The sequence below is a fragment of the Massilia sp. DWR3-1-1 genome, from assembly GCF_049898325.1.
Classification (GTDB): domain Bacteria; phylum Pseudomonadota; class Gammaproteobacteria; order Burkholderiales; family Burkholderiaceae_D; genus JAFCUW01.
In genome coordinates, this window is the sequence record NZ_JAFCXL010000019.1 from 35,697 (window position 1) to 49,085 (window position 13,389).

A 13,389-nucleotide genomic window follows, 5' to 3' on the forward strand; every position below is an offset into this window, starting at 1 on the left:
ATCAAACTGCAATCATGTCTGCGCGCTTGCCTTCGCTGGAAGCGCGGCGACGCCAGATCGCCAGCGCCGCCAGGCCCAGGCCGAACAGCACGGGGGTTGCCGGCTCGGGAAGATCGTTACTGGTATCGTGGAGCGACCACACGGCATAGGTCGTGGCTGAATAAGTGCTCAAATCAATCGACTTGGTCCAATTGGACAGCGCATGCACCGTGTCGGTCGCGGTGCCGGAATTATTGCGGAAATAGCTAACGTCAAAGCCATCCACTACAGAGGACGTTGTGATAAAGGTCGTAAAAATATCGCAGTAAGAAGTACTGGTGCAGCCATTCGTCAACGCGCTTGTGCTGTCATACGCGCCCGTGAATACCTGCAGCGACAAGGCATCCGATGCCGCCACCCCAAAGGTGCTGGTGGCCCACGGGGTGCCGGCAAAGCCGGTGGGGAACAGCGAGTTGAACGAGCCATCCTTGAACAGGACGTCATACGATACATTGTTGACCAGTACATTGGTGGCGCCCATGAGCTTGCCGTTTTGGACTGTTAACACAGGCGTTGCGGATGCGCAGGTCACGGTGGCGAGGGACAGTGCGGCAACGGCGCAAGTGTGTTTCAAGAAAGTGATCATCGTATTACTCCCATTGTGTAGAACGGTATAAGAGCAATTTCCATGCCTAAAATAATTTCTCATTAGAATCAAATGCTTGCCTTGGAAAACATTAATTTCCGAATTTCAATGTAAAGAATTCCGACAGGAAATAATTGGCGTCCCGCCTGCGCCGGAGCACCTGGAGAGCCTCAACGATGTCCTCGGCGGCCTCACCGGCATCCGTGTGGGCGAGACTGTACCCGAGGGCGTGTTTGACGCGGCCGACGAAGTGGCGCGGGTCGACCCGCCCGCTGACGAACTGCTGGCGCGCCTGAAAAGCGGGCGCGTCTACCGCGCCGGGCAGTCGATCAACGCCAACGGGAACACCCGCAGTGCGCGGCGCCGCCACCGTGCACGCTCAAGCTGGCGGGCAAACTGGGCACCAATACCGCCGTGCTGGCCGGCGCCGACAACTATACATGGCGCCCCCTCTACCTGCTCACGGAGACGGCAGTGGGCTGGCGGCTGGCGGCGGGGGCCGCATGAACACCAGCGGACGCGCTTAACTGCGGGTGACGGGCAGGCTCAGGTCCTCGCCCAGCGCGGTCCACTTGGCCAGTTCGAGCCTGGCGATGGCGTTGCGGTGCACCTCGTCGGGGCCGTCGGCCAGCCGCAAGGTGCGGTTGCCGGCCCACTGCGAGGCCAGCGGAAAGTCGTCCGAGACGCCGGCCGCGCCGTGCGCCTGGATCGCCATGTCCAGCACTTCCTGCGCCACGTTGGGCGCGAGCACCTTGATCATGGCGATTTCCGCCTGCGCGTGCTTGTTGCCGACCGTGTCCATCAGCGAGGCCGTTTTTAGCGTCAACAGGCGCGCCGTGTCGATCTTGATGCGGCAGTCGGCGATGCGCTCGCGCCAGACCCCTTGCTCCGACACCTTCTTGCCGAAGGCGACGCGCGTATTGAGGCGCTTGCACATCAGCTCGAGGGCCCGTTCGGCCACGCCGAGGGCGCGCATGCAGTGGTGGATGCGGCCCGGTCCCAGCCGGCCCTGGGCGATTTCAAAGCCCCGTCCTTCGCCCAGCAGCAGGTTGGCGGCGGGCACGCGCACGTTCTCGAACAGGATTTCGCAATGGCCGTGGGGGGCGTCGTCGTAGCCGAACACGGGCAGCGGACGCACCACCGTGATGCCGGGGGTGTCGGCCGGCACCAGGATCATCGATTGCTGCTGGTGGCGGGCGGCGCCGGGATCGGTCTTGCCCATGACGATGTAGATCTTGCAGCGCGGGTCGCCCGCGCCGGAGATCCACCACTTGTGGCCGTTGATCAGGTAGTCGTCGCCGTCGCGCACGATGCGCGTTTCGATATTGGTCGCGTCGGACGAGGCCACGTTCGGCTCCGTCATGGCAAAAGCGGAGCGGATCTCGCCCCGCAGCAGGGGCTCGAGCCAGCGCGTCTTGTGATCTTCGCTGCCGTAGCGCTCGATGGTTTCCATGTTGCCCGTGTCGGGCGCGGCGCAATTGAACACTTCCGGCGCCCACACCACCCGGCCCATGATTTCGCACAGGGGCGCGTAGTCCAGGTTAGACAGGCCCTCGGGCGCGCGCGCCGATTTCGGCAGGAACAGGTTCCACAGGCCCTGCTCGCGCGCCAGCGGTTTGAGGCGCTCGATCAGTTCGGTGGGAATCCAGCGGTTGCCGTGCTCGACGCCATTGCGGTCGACTTCCTGCTTGAACGCTTTTTCATTCGGGTAGATGTGCTCGTCCATGAAGGCGAGCAGGCGGCTGCGCAGTTCCTGGCAGCGGTCGGAGTAGTCGAAGTTCATGGGGTCTCTTGTCGTTATGGGGTGAACGTGGATCGCATCAGGCCATCGCGGCCTGGGCATACTTCCAGCCCAGTTCCGCCATCGGCCGCGCAGCCTTGCCGTTTTGCAGCGCCTGGGCGCTCGAGGCGGTGCCATCGACATAGCGCTTCATGATGCCCTGCATGATGCCGGCCAGCCGGAACATGTTGTAGGCCAGATAAAAATTGAAATCCTCGGGGCGGATCACGGCGCCCGTGCGCGCCTGGTAGGCGGCGATGTAGGCCGCCTGGTCGGGGATGCCGAGGGCAGCCAGGTCCAGCCCGGCGATGCCGCGGAACTGGCCCGGCTCGATGTGCCAGCTCATGCAGTGGTAGGAAAAATCGGCCAGCGGGTGGCCCAGGGTCGACAGCTCCCAGTCCAGCACGGCGAGGATGCGCGGCTCGGTGGGGTGGAAGATCATGTTGTCGAGGCGGAAGTCGCCGTGCACGATGGACGTCGCCTCGCCCTCGGGGATGTGGTGGGGCAGCCAGGCGATCAGCTGGTCCATCGCCTCGATGCTCTCGGTGGCCGAGGCCTGGTACTGGCGCGTCCAGCGTTCGATCTGGCGGCCAAAATAATTGCCCGGCTTGCCGTAGTCGGCCAGCCCGATCGCCGCGTAGTCGATATTGTGCAGTTGGGCGATGACGCGGTTGGTCTCGTCGTAGATGGCGGCGCGCTCGGCCGGCAGCATGCCCGGCAGCGACTGGTCCCACAGCACCCGTCCCTCGATGAATTCCATCAGGAAGAAAGCGCGGCCGATCACCGCCTCATCGAGGCACAGCAGCAACTGCCGGGGCGCCGGGAAGCCGGCCCGCTGCAGCGCGTCCATCACCTTGAATTCGCGGTCGATCGCGTGCGCCGACGGCAGCAGCTTGGCAGCGGGCCCCGGCTTGGTGCGCAGCACGAAGGACTGGCCGCCCGCCTTGAGCTTGAAGGTGGGATTGGACTGGCCCCCCTTGAACTGCTCGACCTCGATGGGGCCGGCGGGAAACTCGGGCAACTTGGCGCGCAGGTAGGCGCCGAGGGCGTCCAGGTCGAAGCGCTGGCGTTCGCCAACGGCTTTCGTGCCGATCATTTCTTCAAACATCGTCTCTCCCGCATGGGTGTCGTGGTGGTCTATTCTAGCGCATGAAAATGCACGACCGTACTATTATCTTTGCCGTGATGTTTGATATTGCCTGAACAGCTCTTCCATGGTGGTGGCGCGCGCCGCCACTTGCAGGGGCTGGGGCGGGGTGTAATTGACGAAGCGCACCACCCAGTCGTGCTCGGCGCTGCCCACGTCGAGGGCATTGATGCAGCCGGCCGTTTGCGCCAGGTTGCCCAGGAACAGGCGCTGGCCGGTCAGGGCCAGCGACAGGATGGCGACATTGACGCCGCCGTGCAGCACCAGCAGGGCGGTGTCCCAACTGCTGTCGGCGCGCAGGCGGGCAATCGCCGGGTGCACGCGGTCCATCAGTTCGCCCGCCGACTCGCCGCCGAGGAAGCGTTTATGGGGATCGACGACGCCCTCGAAGACGCCGGTGAAGGCGTCCTTCAGGTCGGCGTCGGCGATGCGCGAGAGGCGCCCGCCGCGGATTTCCTCGAGCTGGGGCCAGGTCTCGATGGCGATGTCCTGGCCGCTGGCGGCCAGCACGCGCCGGGCCGTCTCGACGGTGCGCGGCAGGCCCGAGACGATGACCTTGTCGAAGCGCACATTGTCGCTGGCAAAGGCGCTGCCGGCGGCGCTGGCCTGGGTGCGGCCCAGTTCGTTCAGGGGCACGCTCTCGGGTAGCACGGGCTTGCCGTTGGCATCGAAATAAGTCACGCTGCCATGGCGCATCAGGAAGACGCGGCGGCGCGGGGCGGGGGAGTGGGGGGCAGGGTGGGCGCTTGTCATTGCAATATAGTACACGCCAGCGCGCCGGCTTTACAGGGCGGCCAGCGCGCCCCACACGGCCGCCATGGAAAAGCGCAGGCGCGCCTGGTCCTCGTGCAGCGCGCCGGCGATGGCGGGCGCGCGCACGAACTGGTCGGCCGCGCCGCCGTCGGCCGTGCGCAGCAGCCTGACCAGCGGCCCGTCGGCGCCGACATCGACCACCACGCCGAGGGCGCCATCGTCCAGGCGCACCAGCGCGCCCGGCGGATAGGGTCCCAGCAGGCTGACGAAGCCCTGCACCAGCCGCGCCTGGGCCGGGTTGTTGGCGATGAGCAGCTCGAGCGCGGCCGGCGTGAGCAGTGAGCGGCGGTAATTGCGCGCGCCGATGCAGGCGCAGTAACGGTCGGCCATGCCCACCAGCAGGGCGTTGACGGCGATGTCATCCTGGCGCAGACCCTGCGGGTAGCCGCTGCCGTCGGTTGTTTCATGGTGCTGCAGCACGCAGTCGATCCAGCTGCTGTCGTCGATGCCGGCGCAGCGCAGCAGTTCGGCGCCGTCGGCGGGATGGCGGCGGATGCGTTCGCGCTCGCTGCTGCTCAAGGGGGCCGCGCGCGCATGCAGGCTGTCGATCTCGCCCAGCATGCCCACGTTCATGGTCAGCGCGGCGGCCGTGGCGCTGAGGATGGCCGCCTCCGACTGGTCCAGCTGGCGCGCCACCAGCGAAGCGAGCACGGCACTGTCGATGCAATGGCGAATCGCGTAGCGCCCGCCCACCTGGTTGAGGACGATGGCGGCGATGGCGATGGGGGGCGCGCAGGCGGCCGCCTCGACAACGTCGGTGGTGATCTGGCGCAGGGCCAGTTCGGCGTGGCTGTAGACGGTCAGGCCGCTAAGCAGGCTGTCGAGCGCCATGCTGGCGGTGTTCAGGCGGCGCAGGACGGAGACGGTCATGGTGGCGCTTCCTTACAGGCGGGCCAGTCGGTCGAGCGCCAGGCGCAAGGTGGCGTCCTGCTTGGCAAAGCAGAAGCGCACGATGCCCGATTCGACGCCGTCGCGGTAGAACGCGGCCATGGGAATGGCCGCCACGCGCGCTTCGCTGGTGAGCCAGCGGGCAAATTCGCCTTCGGGCAGGCTGGAGATGGCGTCGTAGCGCACGCACTGAAAATAGGTGCCGTCGGCCGGCAGCAGCGTGAAGCGGCTGCCGGCCAGGCCGGCGCGGAACAGGTCGCGCTTGGCCTGGTAGAACGCCGGCAGTTGCAGGTAGGGCGCCGGGTCGGCCATGTAGGCGGCCAGCGCGTGCTGCATGGGCGTGTTGACGGTAAACACGTTGTACTGGTGGACCTTGCGGAACTCGGCCGTCAGGCTGGCCGGGGCGGCCACGTAGCCCACCTTCCAGCCGGTCACGTGGTAGGTCTTGCCGAAGCTGGAGACGACAAAAGCACGCGCGGCCAGCGCCGGGTGGCGGCACACCGATGCATGGGCGGCGCCGTCGAACACCATGTGCTCATAGACTTCGTCGGACAGGATCAGGATGTCGCTGCCGTCGACGAGGGCGGCGAGCGCATCGAGGTCGGCCGGGCGCAGGATGGTGCCGGTGGGGTTGTGCGGCGAATTGATGATGATCATGCGCGTGCGCGGTGTGAGCGCCGCCGCCACCGTGGCCCAGTCCACGCTGTAGCCGGTGTCCGTGAGCGCCATCGCTACCGGCACCGGCACCCCGCCGGCCAGGGCGATGGCGGGCAGGTACAGGTCGTAGGCCGGCTCGATGACGATCACTTCGTCGCCCGGGTGGACCGCGCACAGGATTGCCGTGAGCAGGGCCTGCGAGGCGCCGCTGGTGATGGTGATCTCGCTGTCGGCGTCATACTGGTGGCCGTACAGGGCGGCCACTTTGGCCGCCACCGCCTGGCGCAGGGCCGGCACGCCGCTCATCATCGGATACTGGTTGTGGCCGGCCGCCATGGCGTCCGTCACCAGCGCCGGCAACGCCGGATCGCAGCCGAAGTCGGGAAAGCCCTGGCCCAGGTTGACCGCCTGGTGGCGCGCGGCCAGGTTCGACATGGTGGTAAATACCGTGGTGCCCACCTGGGGCAGGCGGCTTTGCAGGCTGGGGGTAAACGGGGAGCTTGGCATAAACAGGACGGTGGTGGACGATGCCTTATTCTAGCGCAGCGCCGCCGTCGGAGATGGGGTCGTGGGCCGCTGCCTGCAACTTCAGCCACGCCTCCGGCAACAGAATCTTGAACATGCCCGCGCTGGCGGTCTTGCGCGCCAGCTTGAGCAAGGCCTTGTCCTTGGTGATGAGCACGCTGGCGCCCCCGTCGCGGGCAATTTCCAGGAATTTCTGGTCGTCGCGGTCGGTGCAGATGGGCAGGCGCACGTGCTGCGCGTCGGGCGCCACCACGGTGATGAGGGCATCGAAACGGGCGGCGGCGAGCGCGCGCGCGGCGGCGTCGAGCGGCAGGTGCGGGTAGTGCAGCACGATGTTGTACTCGTCGCGGCAATCGGCGCGCGTGACGGCCTCGACGGTGCCGGCCTCCAGCGCGGCCAGCAGCGGGGCCCAGCGGGGGTCGTGGAATACCAGCAGGTCCAGGCAGACATTGGTGTCGATGACGATGCGTTCGGCTGGGACAGGTATCATGTGGGCAATTCTTTATGTGTGAAAAGTTTGAATCTTATGCTGATTGTGTTGTCGCCTGCAAAATCTCTCGACTTTGAAAGTCCCGTCGCCACCAAACTGGTTTCCACCCCCGCCATGCTGGACCGTTCGGCCGCCCTGATCGAGGTGCTGCGCGGCTATTCGCTGGGCCAGGTGGCCGAACTGATGAGTCTGTCCGACAAGCTGGCCGCCCTCAACGTGGCGCGTTATGCCGACTGGAGCGTCGACACGGCCGGCGCGCGCCAGGCCGTGCTGGCGTTCAACGGCGATGTGTACGGCGGCCTGGACGCGCCGACCCTCAAGCCGAAGGCGCTGGCCTGGACCCAGCAGCACCTGCGCATCCTGTCGGGCCTGTACGGCGTGCTGCGCCCGCTCGACCTGATCCACCCGCACCGGCTGGAAATGGGCACCCGCCTGCCCACCGCCGGGGCCAAAGACCTGGTGGGATTCTGGGGCGACGCCGTCACCGACCGCCTCAATGAAGCGAGCGCTGCCAGTGGCGCCACGGTGCTGGTGAACCTGGCCTCGCAGGAATACTTTCATGCGGTGCAGCCCAAGCGCCTGGCCGTGACCGTCATCCACCCCGTGTTCGAGGAGTGGAAAGACGGAAAGTTCAAGATTATTTCCTTCTACGCCAAGCGGGCACGGGGCCTGATGGCGCGCTACGCGGCCGAGAAGTCCGTGGTCGATGCCGAACAGCTGAAAAAATTCAAGGTCGAGGGCTATGCCTTCGACAAGAAGGTCTCCACGGACAGCAACTGGGTATTTCGCCGCACGGCGCCTTCAGCCTGACGTAAAAACGGCAGCGCGTCCGCGGGGACGCGCTGCCGTTTTACCCGCGCACAGCAATCAGCTGGCTTTGCGCGAAAAGAAATTCCAGAAGGTCTTTTCGCCCTCGGGCTTCAGGTATTTGCTGCCTGGATAGTTTTTGACAAACACGCGCTGGGTGTCGTCGCGCAGGTCCAGGTTGCCCATCTTGTCGTAGCAGCGGATCATCAGGAACAGCGCTTCTTCGCGGGCGGGGGCGTCGCTGAAGTCGGTGACGGCGCCTTCGGCGCGGTTGAGGGCGGCCAGGTAGGCGCCACGACGGTAGTAATAATTGGCCACGTGCACTTCGTACGAGGCCATGGCATTGACCAGGTACTTCATGCGGGCGATGCCATCCGGCGTGTACTTGCTGTCCGGGAAGCGGTCGACCAGGGCCTTGAAGGCGGCGAACGATTCGCGGGTCGCTTTTGGGTCGCGCTCGGTGGGGTCCTGCGAATAGATGCTGCTCAGGAAGCCGATCTGGTCATTGAAGCTGACCAGCCCGCGCAGATAGTACATATAGTCGGCCTGCGGGTGATTCGGGTGCAGCTTGACGAAGCGCTCGATGGTGGCCAGCGCTTGCGCCTGGTCCTGCGTCTTGTAATAGGCGTAGGCGATTTCCATCTGGGCCTGGGTGGCGTAGACGCCGAACGGATAGTTCGACTCGAGCTTTTCCCACAGCTTGATGGCGGCTTCGTAGTGCTGGCCGTTCATCTCCTCGCGTGCCTCGGCGTATAATTTCGTCACCGACCAGTTTTTGGTCTCGTCCGCCTTGTCAGGAAACAGGCTGCAAGCGGACAGGCCGAACAGGACACAGGAAGCGAGCAGCAGAGATAATTTTTTTTGCATACGATTTTACAAGATTTATACCGAGATTCAACGAAGGCTGATTATAGCCGATGGGACTGATGTGACTTTAACTTCGACGCCAAAATTGGCGGATTTACAATTAGATACAAGCGCCGCCATCCTGGCGGAGGCCGAGTTCGACGACGAGATCGTAAGCGATTTTGGCGAAGGCGTCGACCTCGAGCCGATTACCCTGCATTTGACGCCCGAGGCCTGCGGCCAGCGGCTCGACAAGGTGATCGCCGCGCAGGTACCGCAATTTTCGCGCAGCCGCCTGCAAACCTGGTTCGACGGCGGCCACGTGCTGGTCGACGACAAGGTCGCGCGCGGCAAGGATACCTCGTACGGCGATGAAACCGTGGTCGTGCACCCGCAAAGCGCGCCCGAGGACACCGCCTACACGCCGGAGGACATTCCCCTCAACATCGTCTTCGAAGACGAACACATCATGGTGGTCAACAAGCCGGCCGGCCTGGTGGTCCACCCGGGCGCCGGCAACTGGTCCGGCACCTTGCTCAACGGCCTGCTCCACCACGCGCCCCAACTGGCCAACGTGCCGCGCGCCGGCATCGTCCACCGGCTCGACAAGGATACCAGCGGCCTGATGGTGGTGGGCAAGACCCTGGCCGCCCAGACCGACCTGGTGCGCCAGTTGCAGGCGCGCACCGTCAAGCGCGAGTATTTCGCGCTCGTGTGGGGCACGCCGTCGCTGGGCGGCACCATCGACGCCTCCATCGCCCGCCACCCGAAGGACCGGGTCAAGATGGCCGTGTCGAACAATTTTTCCGCGAAACCGGCCATCACCCATTTCCAGCGCCTCGACAGCGGCTTGCTGGACCGCCGCCCCGTCAGCCTGGTCCAGTGCCAGCTTGAAACGGGCCGCACCCACCAGATCCGCGTGCACATGGAGTCGATCGGCTTCGCGCTGGTGGGCGACGCCGTCTACGGCAAGCGCCACCTGACGCCCGTGTTCGGCCGCCAGGCCCTGCAGGCGCGCCGGCTGGGGCTGGTGCATCCGGCCACCGGCGAGGACCTCGAATGGATCGTGCCGCTGGCCGACGATTTCGCCGCCCTCATCGCCAGCGCCGGGATCGCCGAGCCGGAAGCGGCCTGATGGCGCAGTTGCTCCGACCGGATTGGCCCCAGTTGCCCGCCCGGGTGGGGGCGCTGGCCACCACCCGCCGCGGCGGTGTCAGTGGCGGCCCGTACGATGACGGCGCCGGTGGCGGCGGTCTGAACCTGGGCATGCACGTGGGCGACGACCCCGAGCGGGTGCGCGCCAACCGCGCCCTGGTGCGGGCCAGCCTGCCGGGTGAACCGGCCTGGATTTCTCAGGTGCACGGTGTAGCCGTGGTCGACGCCGCCAGCGTGGGTCCCGGCCAGCCCGTGCGGGTGGCCGACGCCAGCATCGCCACGCTGCCCGGCGTGGTGTGCGCCGTGATGACGGCCGATTGCCTGCCCGTCCTGTTTGCCGATCTCGACGGCAAGGTGGTGGGCGCCGCCCACGCGGGCTGGCGCGGACTGGCCGACGGCGTGCTGGGCGAGACCGTGCGCGCCATGCGCGCGGCCGGCGCCGGCGCCATCACCGCCTGGCTGGGCCCCGCCATCGGCAAGACCCGCTTCGAAGTGGGGGCCGATGTGTTGGAACGCTTCCTGGTCGATGCGGTCGAACCGGCGGCGGTGGCGGCGGCGTTCGCGCCCCGTGGCGGCCAGGGCGGCAAATATTTGGCGGACATGAATGCGCTGGCGCGCCTGTTGCTGGCCCGGGACGGGGTGACCGAGGTGGCCGGCGGCAATGACTGCACGGCCAGCGATGCCAGCCGGTTTTATTCCTACCGGCGCGACGGCGTCAGCGGCCGCCTGGCCAGCATGATCTGGCTCAACTGATGTGATCGGGCGGCGGGGCGGCGGCCTGGGCGGTTCGACGTTTTCGCTCTTGCCGCCGCCTGGAACCAGTGATATAAAAAAGGATACTCAAGGGCAGCAGGCAGTAGGCCAGGAAGGTCATGACGCCAGCCACCACCGACGTTTCGGTGAGGGCCATCAGGCCGACCACGTAAATCCAGGCAAGGGCGACAATCCACATACGCTTCCTCCGGCACAAACCGCAATTGTAACCAATGGACCCCGATATGAACCAGACTGATCCTCAAGCCATCGCCAGCCAGTGGATGGCGCAGTGTTCCGATCCCGCCGTCTGGCAGAAATGGATGACGGACATGACGCCGGCCACGCCCCCGCTGAGCGGCGCGCTGGCCGATGTCGCAGCCCAGATCGACCCCGCCACGCTGGAAGGATTGCGCGCCAGCTACCTGCAAAAGGCCATGGGCTTGTGGCAGGACATGGTGGCCATGAAAACCCCCGTGCTGACGGACCGCCGCTTCGCCGCCCCCGAGTGGCGCGCCAATCCGCTGGCCGCCTTCAGCGCCGCCTCCTACCTGCTCAATGCGGAGTTTCTGACCGCCATGGCCGATGCGGTCAGCGCCGCGCCACGCGAGCAGCAAAAAATCCGCTTCGCCGTGCAGCAGATGGTCGATGCCATGTCGCCCGCCAATTTCCTTGCGACCAACCCGGAAGCCCAGCAGAAGCTGATCGACAGCAAGGGCGAGAGCCTGACCCGGGGCCTGCGCAATATGCTGGCCGACATGCAGAAGGGACGCATCTCGCTGTCGGACGAATCGGCCTTCGAAGTGGGCCGCAACGTCGCCACCACGGCCGGCCAGGTCGTGTACGAAAATCCCCTGTTTCAATTGATCCAGTACACGCCGACCACCGCCCAGGTGCGCGCCGTGCCCCTGTTGATGGTGCCGCCGTGCATCAACAAATTCTACATCCTCGATTTGCAGCCGGAAAACTCGGTGGTGCGCTACGCCGTCGAACAGGGCAACACGGTGTTCCTGGTGTCGTGGCGCAACCCGAACCAGGACCTGGCCGGCATCGGCTGGGAAGATTACGTCGAGCGGGGCGCCATCGAAGCGCTCAAAGTGGCCCAGGACATCAGCGGCAGCGACAAGCTGCACGCCTTCGGCTTTTGCGTGGGCGGCACCATCGTCGCCTCCGCGCTGGCGGTGCTGGCCGCGCGCGGCGAACAGCCGGCCGCCAGCCTGACCCTGCTCACCACCTTGCTCGACTACGAAGACACGGGCGTGCTCGACGTTTTCATCGACGAACAGCAGGTGGCCCAGCGCGAGCGCGCGCTGGCCAAGGGCGGCCTGATGCCGGGGCGCGACCTGGCCACCACGTTTTCGTCGCTGCGGCCGAACGACCTGGTGTGGAACTACGTGCAATCGAACTATTTGAAGGGCAAGGAGCCGCCGCCGTTCGATTTGCTGTACTGGAATTCGGACAGCACCAATTTGCCGGGCCCCATGTTCTGTTATTACCTGCGCAATATGTACCTGGAAAACAAGTTGCGCATTCCCGGCGCCCTGCGGGTGGGCGGCGCCGCCGTCGACCTGGGCGCCATCGACGCGCCCACCTTCATCTACGGCTCGAAGGAAGACCATATCGTGCCGCCCGAGGCCGCATATAAATCGCTGGGCCTGCTCAATCCCGGCAACCCGGCACGCAATCGCTACGTGCTGGGCGCCTCCGGCCATATCGCCGGCGTCATCAATCCGGCCTCGAAGGGCAAGCGCAGCTATTGGGTCCACGACGGCGCGGGCGCGGCGCCAGCGACGCCGGTGCGCAAGACGGCCAAGGCCAAGGCGGCAGCGGCCGCTGCGGCTGCGCCGGCCTCGCTGGGCGCCTGGATGGCCGGCGCCACCGAGCACAAGGGCAGTTGGTGGGGCGAATGGTCGGACTTTCTGGCCACGCATGGCGGCGAGCTGGTGGCATCGCCCGCGCAGGCGGGCAATGCGCGCTTTGCGCCCATCGAACCGGCACCGGGCAGCTATGTGAAGGTGCGCGCCGAATAAGGCCACGGGTGTTTGCCCGTGGTTAACTATGCAAGTGTTGTTGCTGTGTATTTACTGTTACTGTGCGTTGCAATAATTGCTGCACCGGGTGGCGCAACATGGTATTTTGGCGGGTAGCCCGACCCGCCCGCAATGGAGACATGAAGAGGCAGGCAGGCTTTGGAGGCGGCGCCAGCCGTTTTTTCTTCAGAACGCGCTGCGGCGCAATACGTTGGAATTCGCGATGAGTAGTGCAAAAAAAAATAGTGAACGCCTGATTAAAAAGTATCCCAATCGTCGTCTGTACGACACCCAGACCAGTTCCTATATCACCTTGACGGATGTCAAGCAGCTGGTGCTCGACGCCGACGAATTTACCGTCATCGACGCCAAGTCGAACGAGGATCTGACGCGCAGTATTTTGCTGCAGATCATCCTGGAAGAGGAAGCGGCCGGTGCGCCCATGTTCACCAGCGCCGTGCTCTCGCAGATCATCCGTTACTACGGCCACGCCATGCAGGGCATGATGGGCTCTTACCTGGAAAAGAACGTGCAGGCGTTTACCGACATCCAGCACAAGTTCACGGCCGGCCCCGGCGGCCTCGACGCCAAGCCCTTCAGCCCGGAAATGTGGTCGCAGTTCATGAATGTGCAGGGCCCGATGATGCAGGGCATGATGAACAATTACATCGAGCAAAGCAAAAACCTGTTCGTGCAGATGCAGGAACAGATGCAAAACCAGAGCAAGTCGATTTTCGGGGCGTTTCCGTTTCCGATTCCGCCTGTGCCACCCAGCGACAAGAAATAATTGCGTCAAGGGGCGGGGGCGGGCGCGAAAGCCACCCTCGTCTGGCGGCGCCTCGCCGCTCGCGGTACAATGGCAGATTGCCCGCC

General features: G+C 65.3%; 14 protein-coding genes and 1 pseudogene. 6 read left to right on the forward strand and 9 right to left on the reverse strand.

Going from position 1 to position 13,389, the window contains the following annotated elements:
• Position 1: 1 nt before the first annotated feature.
• Complete coding sequence (locus tag ACP7EY_RS18615; protein WP_426196238.1) at positions 2-625, reverse strand: PEP-CTERM sorting domain-containing protein; 624 nt, start codon at positions 623-625, stop codon at positions 2-4.
• Between the two features lie 154 nt (positions 626-779).
• On the opposite strand from ACP7EY_RS18615, the pseudogene ACP7EY_RS18620 reads away from it, so the two are divergent.
• A pseudogene (locus ACP7EY_RS18620) lies at positions 780-971 on the forward strand (hypothetical protein); the annotation flags it as partial.
• A 177-nt stretch (positions 972-1,148) separates the two neighbouring features.
• On the opposite strand, the gene ACP7EY_RS18625 reads toward ACP7EY_RS18620, so the two are convergent.
• The 6 genes from ACP7EY_RS18625 to ACP7EY_RS18650 all read right to left on the reverse strand — a co-directional run bounded on the left by ACP7EY_RS18625 (position 1,149) and on the right by ACP7EY_RS18650 (position 6,925).
• Complete coding sequence (locus tag ACP7EY_RS18625; protein ID WP_426196240.1) at positions 1,149-2,408, reverse strand: acyl-CoA dehydrogenase family protein; 1,260 nt, start codon at positions 2,406-2,408, stop codon at positions 1,149-1,151.
• Between the two features lie 37 nt (positions 2,409-2,445).
• On the reverse strand, positions 2,446-3,513 hold the full coding sequence (locus tag ACP7EY_RS18630) for a phosphotransferase family protein (protein WP_426196242.1): 1,068 nt from the start codon (positions 3,511-3,513) through the stop codon (positions 2,446-2,448).
• Between the two features lie 63 nt (positions 3,514-3,576).
• Positions 3,577-4,305: a histidine phosphatase family protein gene (locus tag ACP7EY_RS18635; RefSeq protein WP_426196244.1), complete on the reverse strand. Its 729-nt coding sequence runs from the start codon at positions 4,303-4,305 to the stop codon at positions 3,577-3,579.
• Between the two features lie 30 nt (positions 4,306-4,335).
• Complete coding sequence (locus tag ACP7EY_RS18640; RefSeq protein WP_426196246.1) at positions 4,336-5,235, reverse strand: HD-GYP domain-containing protein; 900 nt, start codon at positions 5,233-5,235, stop codon at positions 4,336-4,338.
• 12 nt (positions 5,236-5,247) lie between these two features.
• On the reverse strand, positions 5,248-6,417 hold the full coding sequence (locus ACP7EY_RS18645; RefSeq protein ID WP_426196248.1) for a pyridoxal phosphate-dependent aminotransferase: 1,170 nt from the start codon (positions 6,415-6,417) through the stop codon (positions 5,248-5,250).
• 25 nt (positions 6,418-6,442) lie between these two features.
• Positions 6,443-6,925 carry a putative toxin-antitoxin system toxin component, PIN family gene (locus ACP7EY_RS18650; RefSeq protein ID WP_426196250.1) on the reverse strand — a complete coding sequence of 161 codons (483 nt, stop codon included), beginning with the start codon at positions 6,923-6,925 and terminating at the stop codon, positions 6,443-6,445.
• Between the two features lie 36 nt (positions 6,926-6,961).
• Between ACP7EY_RS18650 and yaaA the strand changes: the two genes are divergently transcribed.
• Positions 6,962-7,735, forward strand: a complete 774-nt coding sequence (gene yaaA, locus ACP7EY_RS18655; protein WP_426196252.1) for a peroxide stress protein YaaA — start codon at positions 6,962-6,964, stop codon at positions 7,733-7,735.
• A 57-nt stretch (positions 7,736-7,792) separates the two neighbouring features.
• On the opposite strand, the gene ACP7EY_RS18660 is transcribed toward yaaA, so the two are convergent.
• The gene (locus tag ACP7EY_RS18660; RefSeq protein ID WP_426196254.1) at positions 7,793-8,599 is read right to left on the reverse strand and encodes an outer membrane protein assembly factor BamD; all 807 of its coding nucleotides are present in this window, start codon (positions 8,597-8,599) and stop codon (positions 7,793-7,795) included.
• A gap of 85 nt (positions 8,600-8,684) precedes the next feature.
• On the opposite strand from ACP7EY_RS18660, the gene ACP7EY_RS18665 reads away from it, so the two are divergent.
• The gene (locus ACP7EY_RS18665) at positions 8,685-9,713 is read left to right on the forward strand and encodes an RluA family pseudouridine synthase (protein ID WP_426196256.1); all 1,029 of its coding nucleotides are present in this window, start codon (positions 8,685-8,687) and stop codon (positions 9,711-9,713) included.
• Positions 9,713-10,486 carry a peptidoglycan editing factor PgeF gene (gene pgeF / locus ACP7EY_RS18670; protein ID WP_426196258.1) on the forward strand — a complete coding sequence of 258 codons (774 nt, stop codon included), beginning with the start codon at positions 9,713-9,715 and terminating at the stop codon, positions 10,484-10,486. Before ACP7EY_RS18665 ends, pgeF begins: the two co-directional genes overlap by 1 nt.
• On the opposite strand, the gene ACP7EY_RS18675 is transcribed toward pgeF, so the two are convergent.
• The gene (locus tag ACP7EY_RS18675; RefSeq protein ID WP_426196259.1) at positions 10,479-10,685 is read right to left on the reverse strand and encodes a hypothetical protein; all 207 of its coding nucleotides are present in this window, start codon (positions 10,683-10,685) and stop codon (positions 10,479-10,481) included. The two genes, pgeF and ACP7EY_RS18675, sit on opposite strands and share 8 nt — an antisense overlap.
• A gap of 46 nt (positions 10,686-10,731) precedes the next feature.
• On the opposite strand from ACP7EY_RS18675, the gene ACP7EY_RS18680 reads away from it, so the two are divergent.
• A complete protein-coding gene (locus ACP7EY_RS18680; RefSeq protein ID WP_426196261.1) occupies positions 10,732-12,516 on the forward strand; it encodes an alpha/beta fold hydrolase in 1,785 nt (594 codons plus the stop codon).
• A 223-nt stretch (positions 12,517-12,739) separates the two neighbouring features.
• Positions 12,740-13,303: a polyhydroxyalkanoate synthesis repressor PhaR gene (phaR, locus tag ACP7EY_RS18685; RefSeq protein WP_426196263.1), complete on the forward strand. Its 564-nt coding sequence runs from the start codon at positions 12,740-12,742 to the stop codon at positions 13,301-13,303.
• Positions 13,304-13,389: the final 86 nt, after the last annotated feature.

Bases quoted from the DNA above. Each gene is read 5' to 3' on its own strand.
- ACP7EY_RS18615 (WP_426196238.1), bottom strand. From the start codon at position 625: ATGATCACTTTCTTGAAACACACTTGCGCCGTTGCCGCACTGTCCCTC.
- ACP7EY_RS18625 (WP_426196240.1), bottom strand. From the start codon at position 2,408: ATGAACTTCGACTACTCCGACCGCTGCCAGGAACTGCGCAGCCGCCTG.
- ACP7EY_RS18630 (WP_426196242.1), bottom strand. From the start codon at position 3,513: ATGTTTGAAGAAATGATCGGCACGAAAGCCGTTGGCGAACGCCAGCGC.
- ACP7EY_RS18635 (WP_426196244.1), bottom strand. From the start codon at position 4,305: ATGACAAGCGCCCACCCTGCCCCCCACTCCCCCGCCCCGCGCCGCCGC.
- ACP7EY_RS18640 (WP_426196246.1), bottom strand. From the start codon at position 5,235: ATGACCGTCTCCGTCCTGCGCCGCCTGAACACCGCCAGCATGGCGCTC.
- ACP7EY_RS18645 (WP_426196248.1), bottom strand. From the start codon at position 6,417: ATGCCAAGCTCCCCGTTTACCCCCAGCCTGCAAAGCCGCCTGCCCCAG.
- ACP7EY_RS18650 (WP_426196250.1), bottom strand. From the start codon at position 6,925: ATGATACCTGTCCCAGCCGAACGCATCGTCATCGACACCAATGTCTGC.
- yaaA (WP_426196252.1), top strand. From the start codon at position 6,962: ATGCTGATTGTGTTGTCGCCTGCAAAATCTCTCGACTTTGAAAGTCCC.
- ACP7EY_RS18660 (WP_426196254.1), bottom strand. From the start codon at position 8,599: ATGCAAAAAAAATTATCTCTGCTGCTCGCTTCCTGTGTCCTGTTCGGC.
- pgeF (WP_426196258.1), top strand. From the start codon at position 9,713: ATGGCGCAGTTGCTCCGACCGGATTGGCCCCAGTTGCCCGCCCGGGTG.
- ACP7EY_RS18675 (WP_426196259.1), bottom strand. From the start codon at position 10,685: ATGTGGATTGTCGCCCTTGCCTGGATTTACGTGGTCGGCCTGATGGCC.
- ACP7EY_RS18680 (WP_426196261.1), top strand. From the start codon at position 10,732: ATGAACCAGACTGATCCTCAAGCCATCGCCAGCCAGTGGATGGCGCAG.
- phaR (WP_426196263.1), top strand. From the start codon at position 12,740: ATGAGTAGTGCAAAAAAAAATAGTGAACGCCTGATTAAAAAGTATCCC.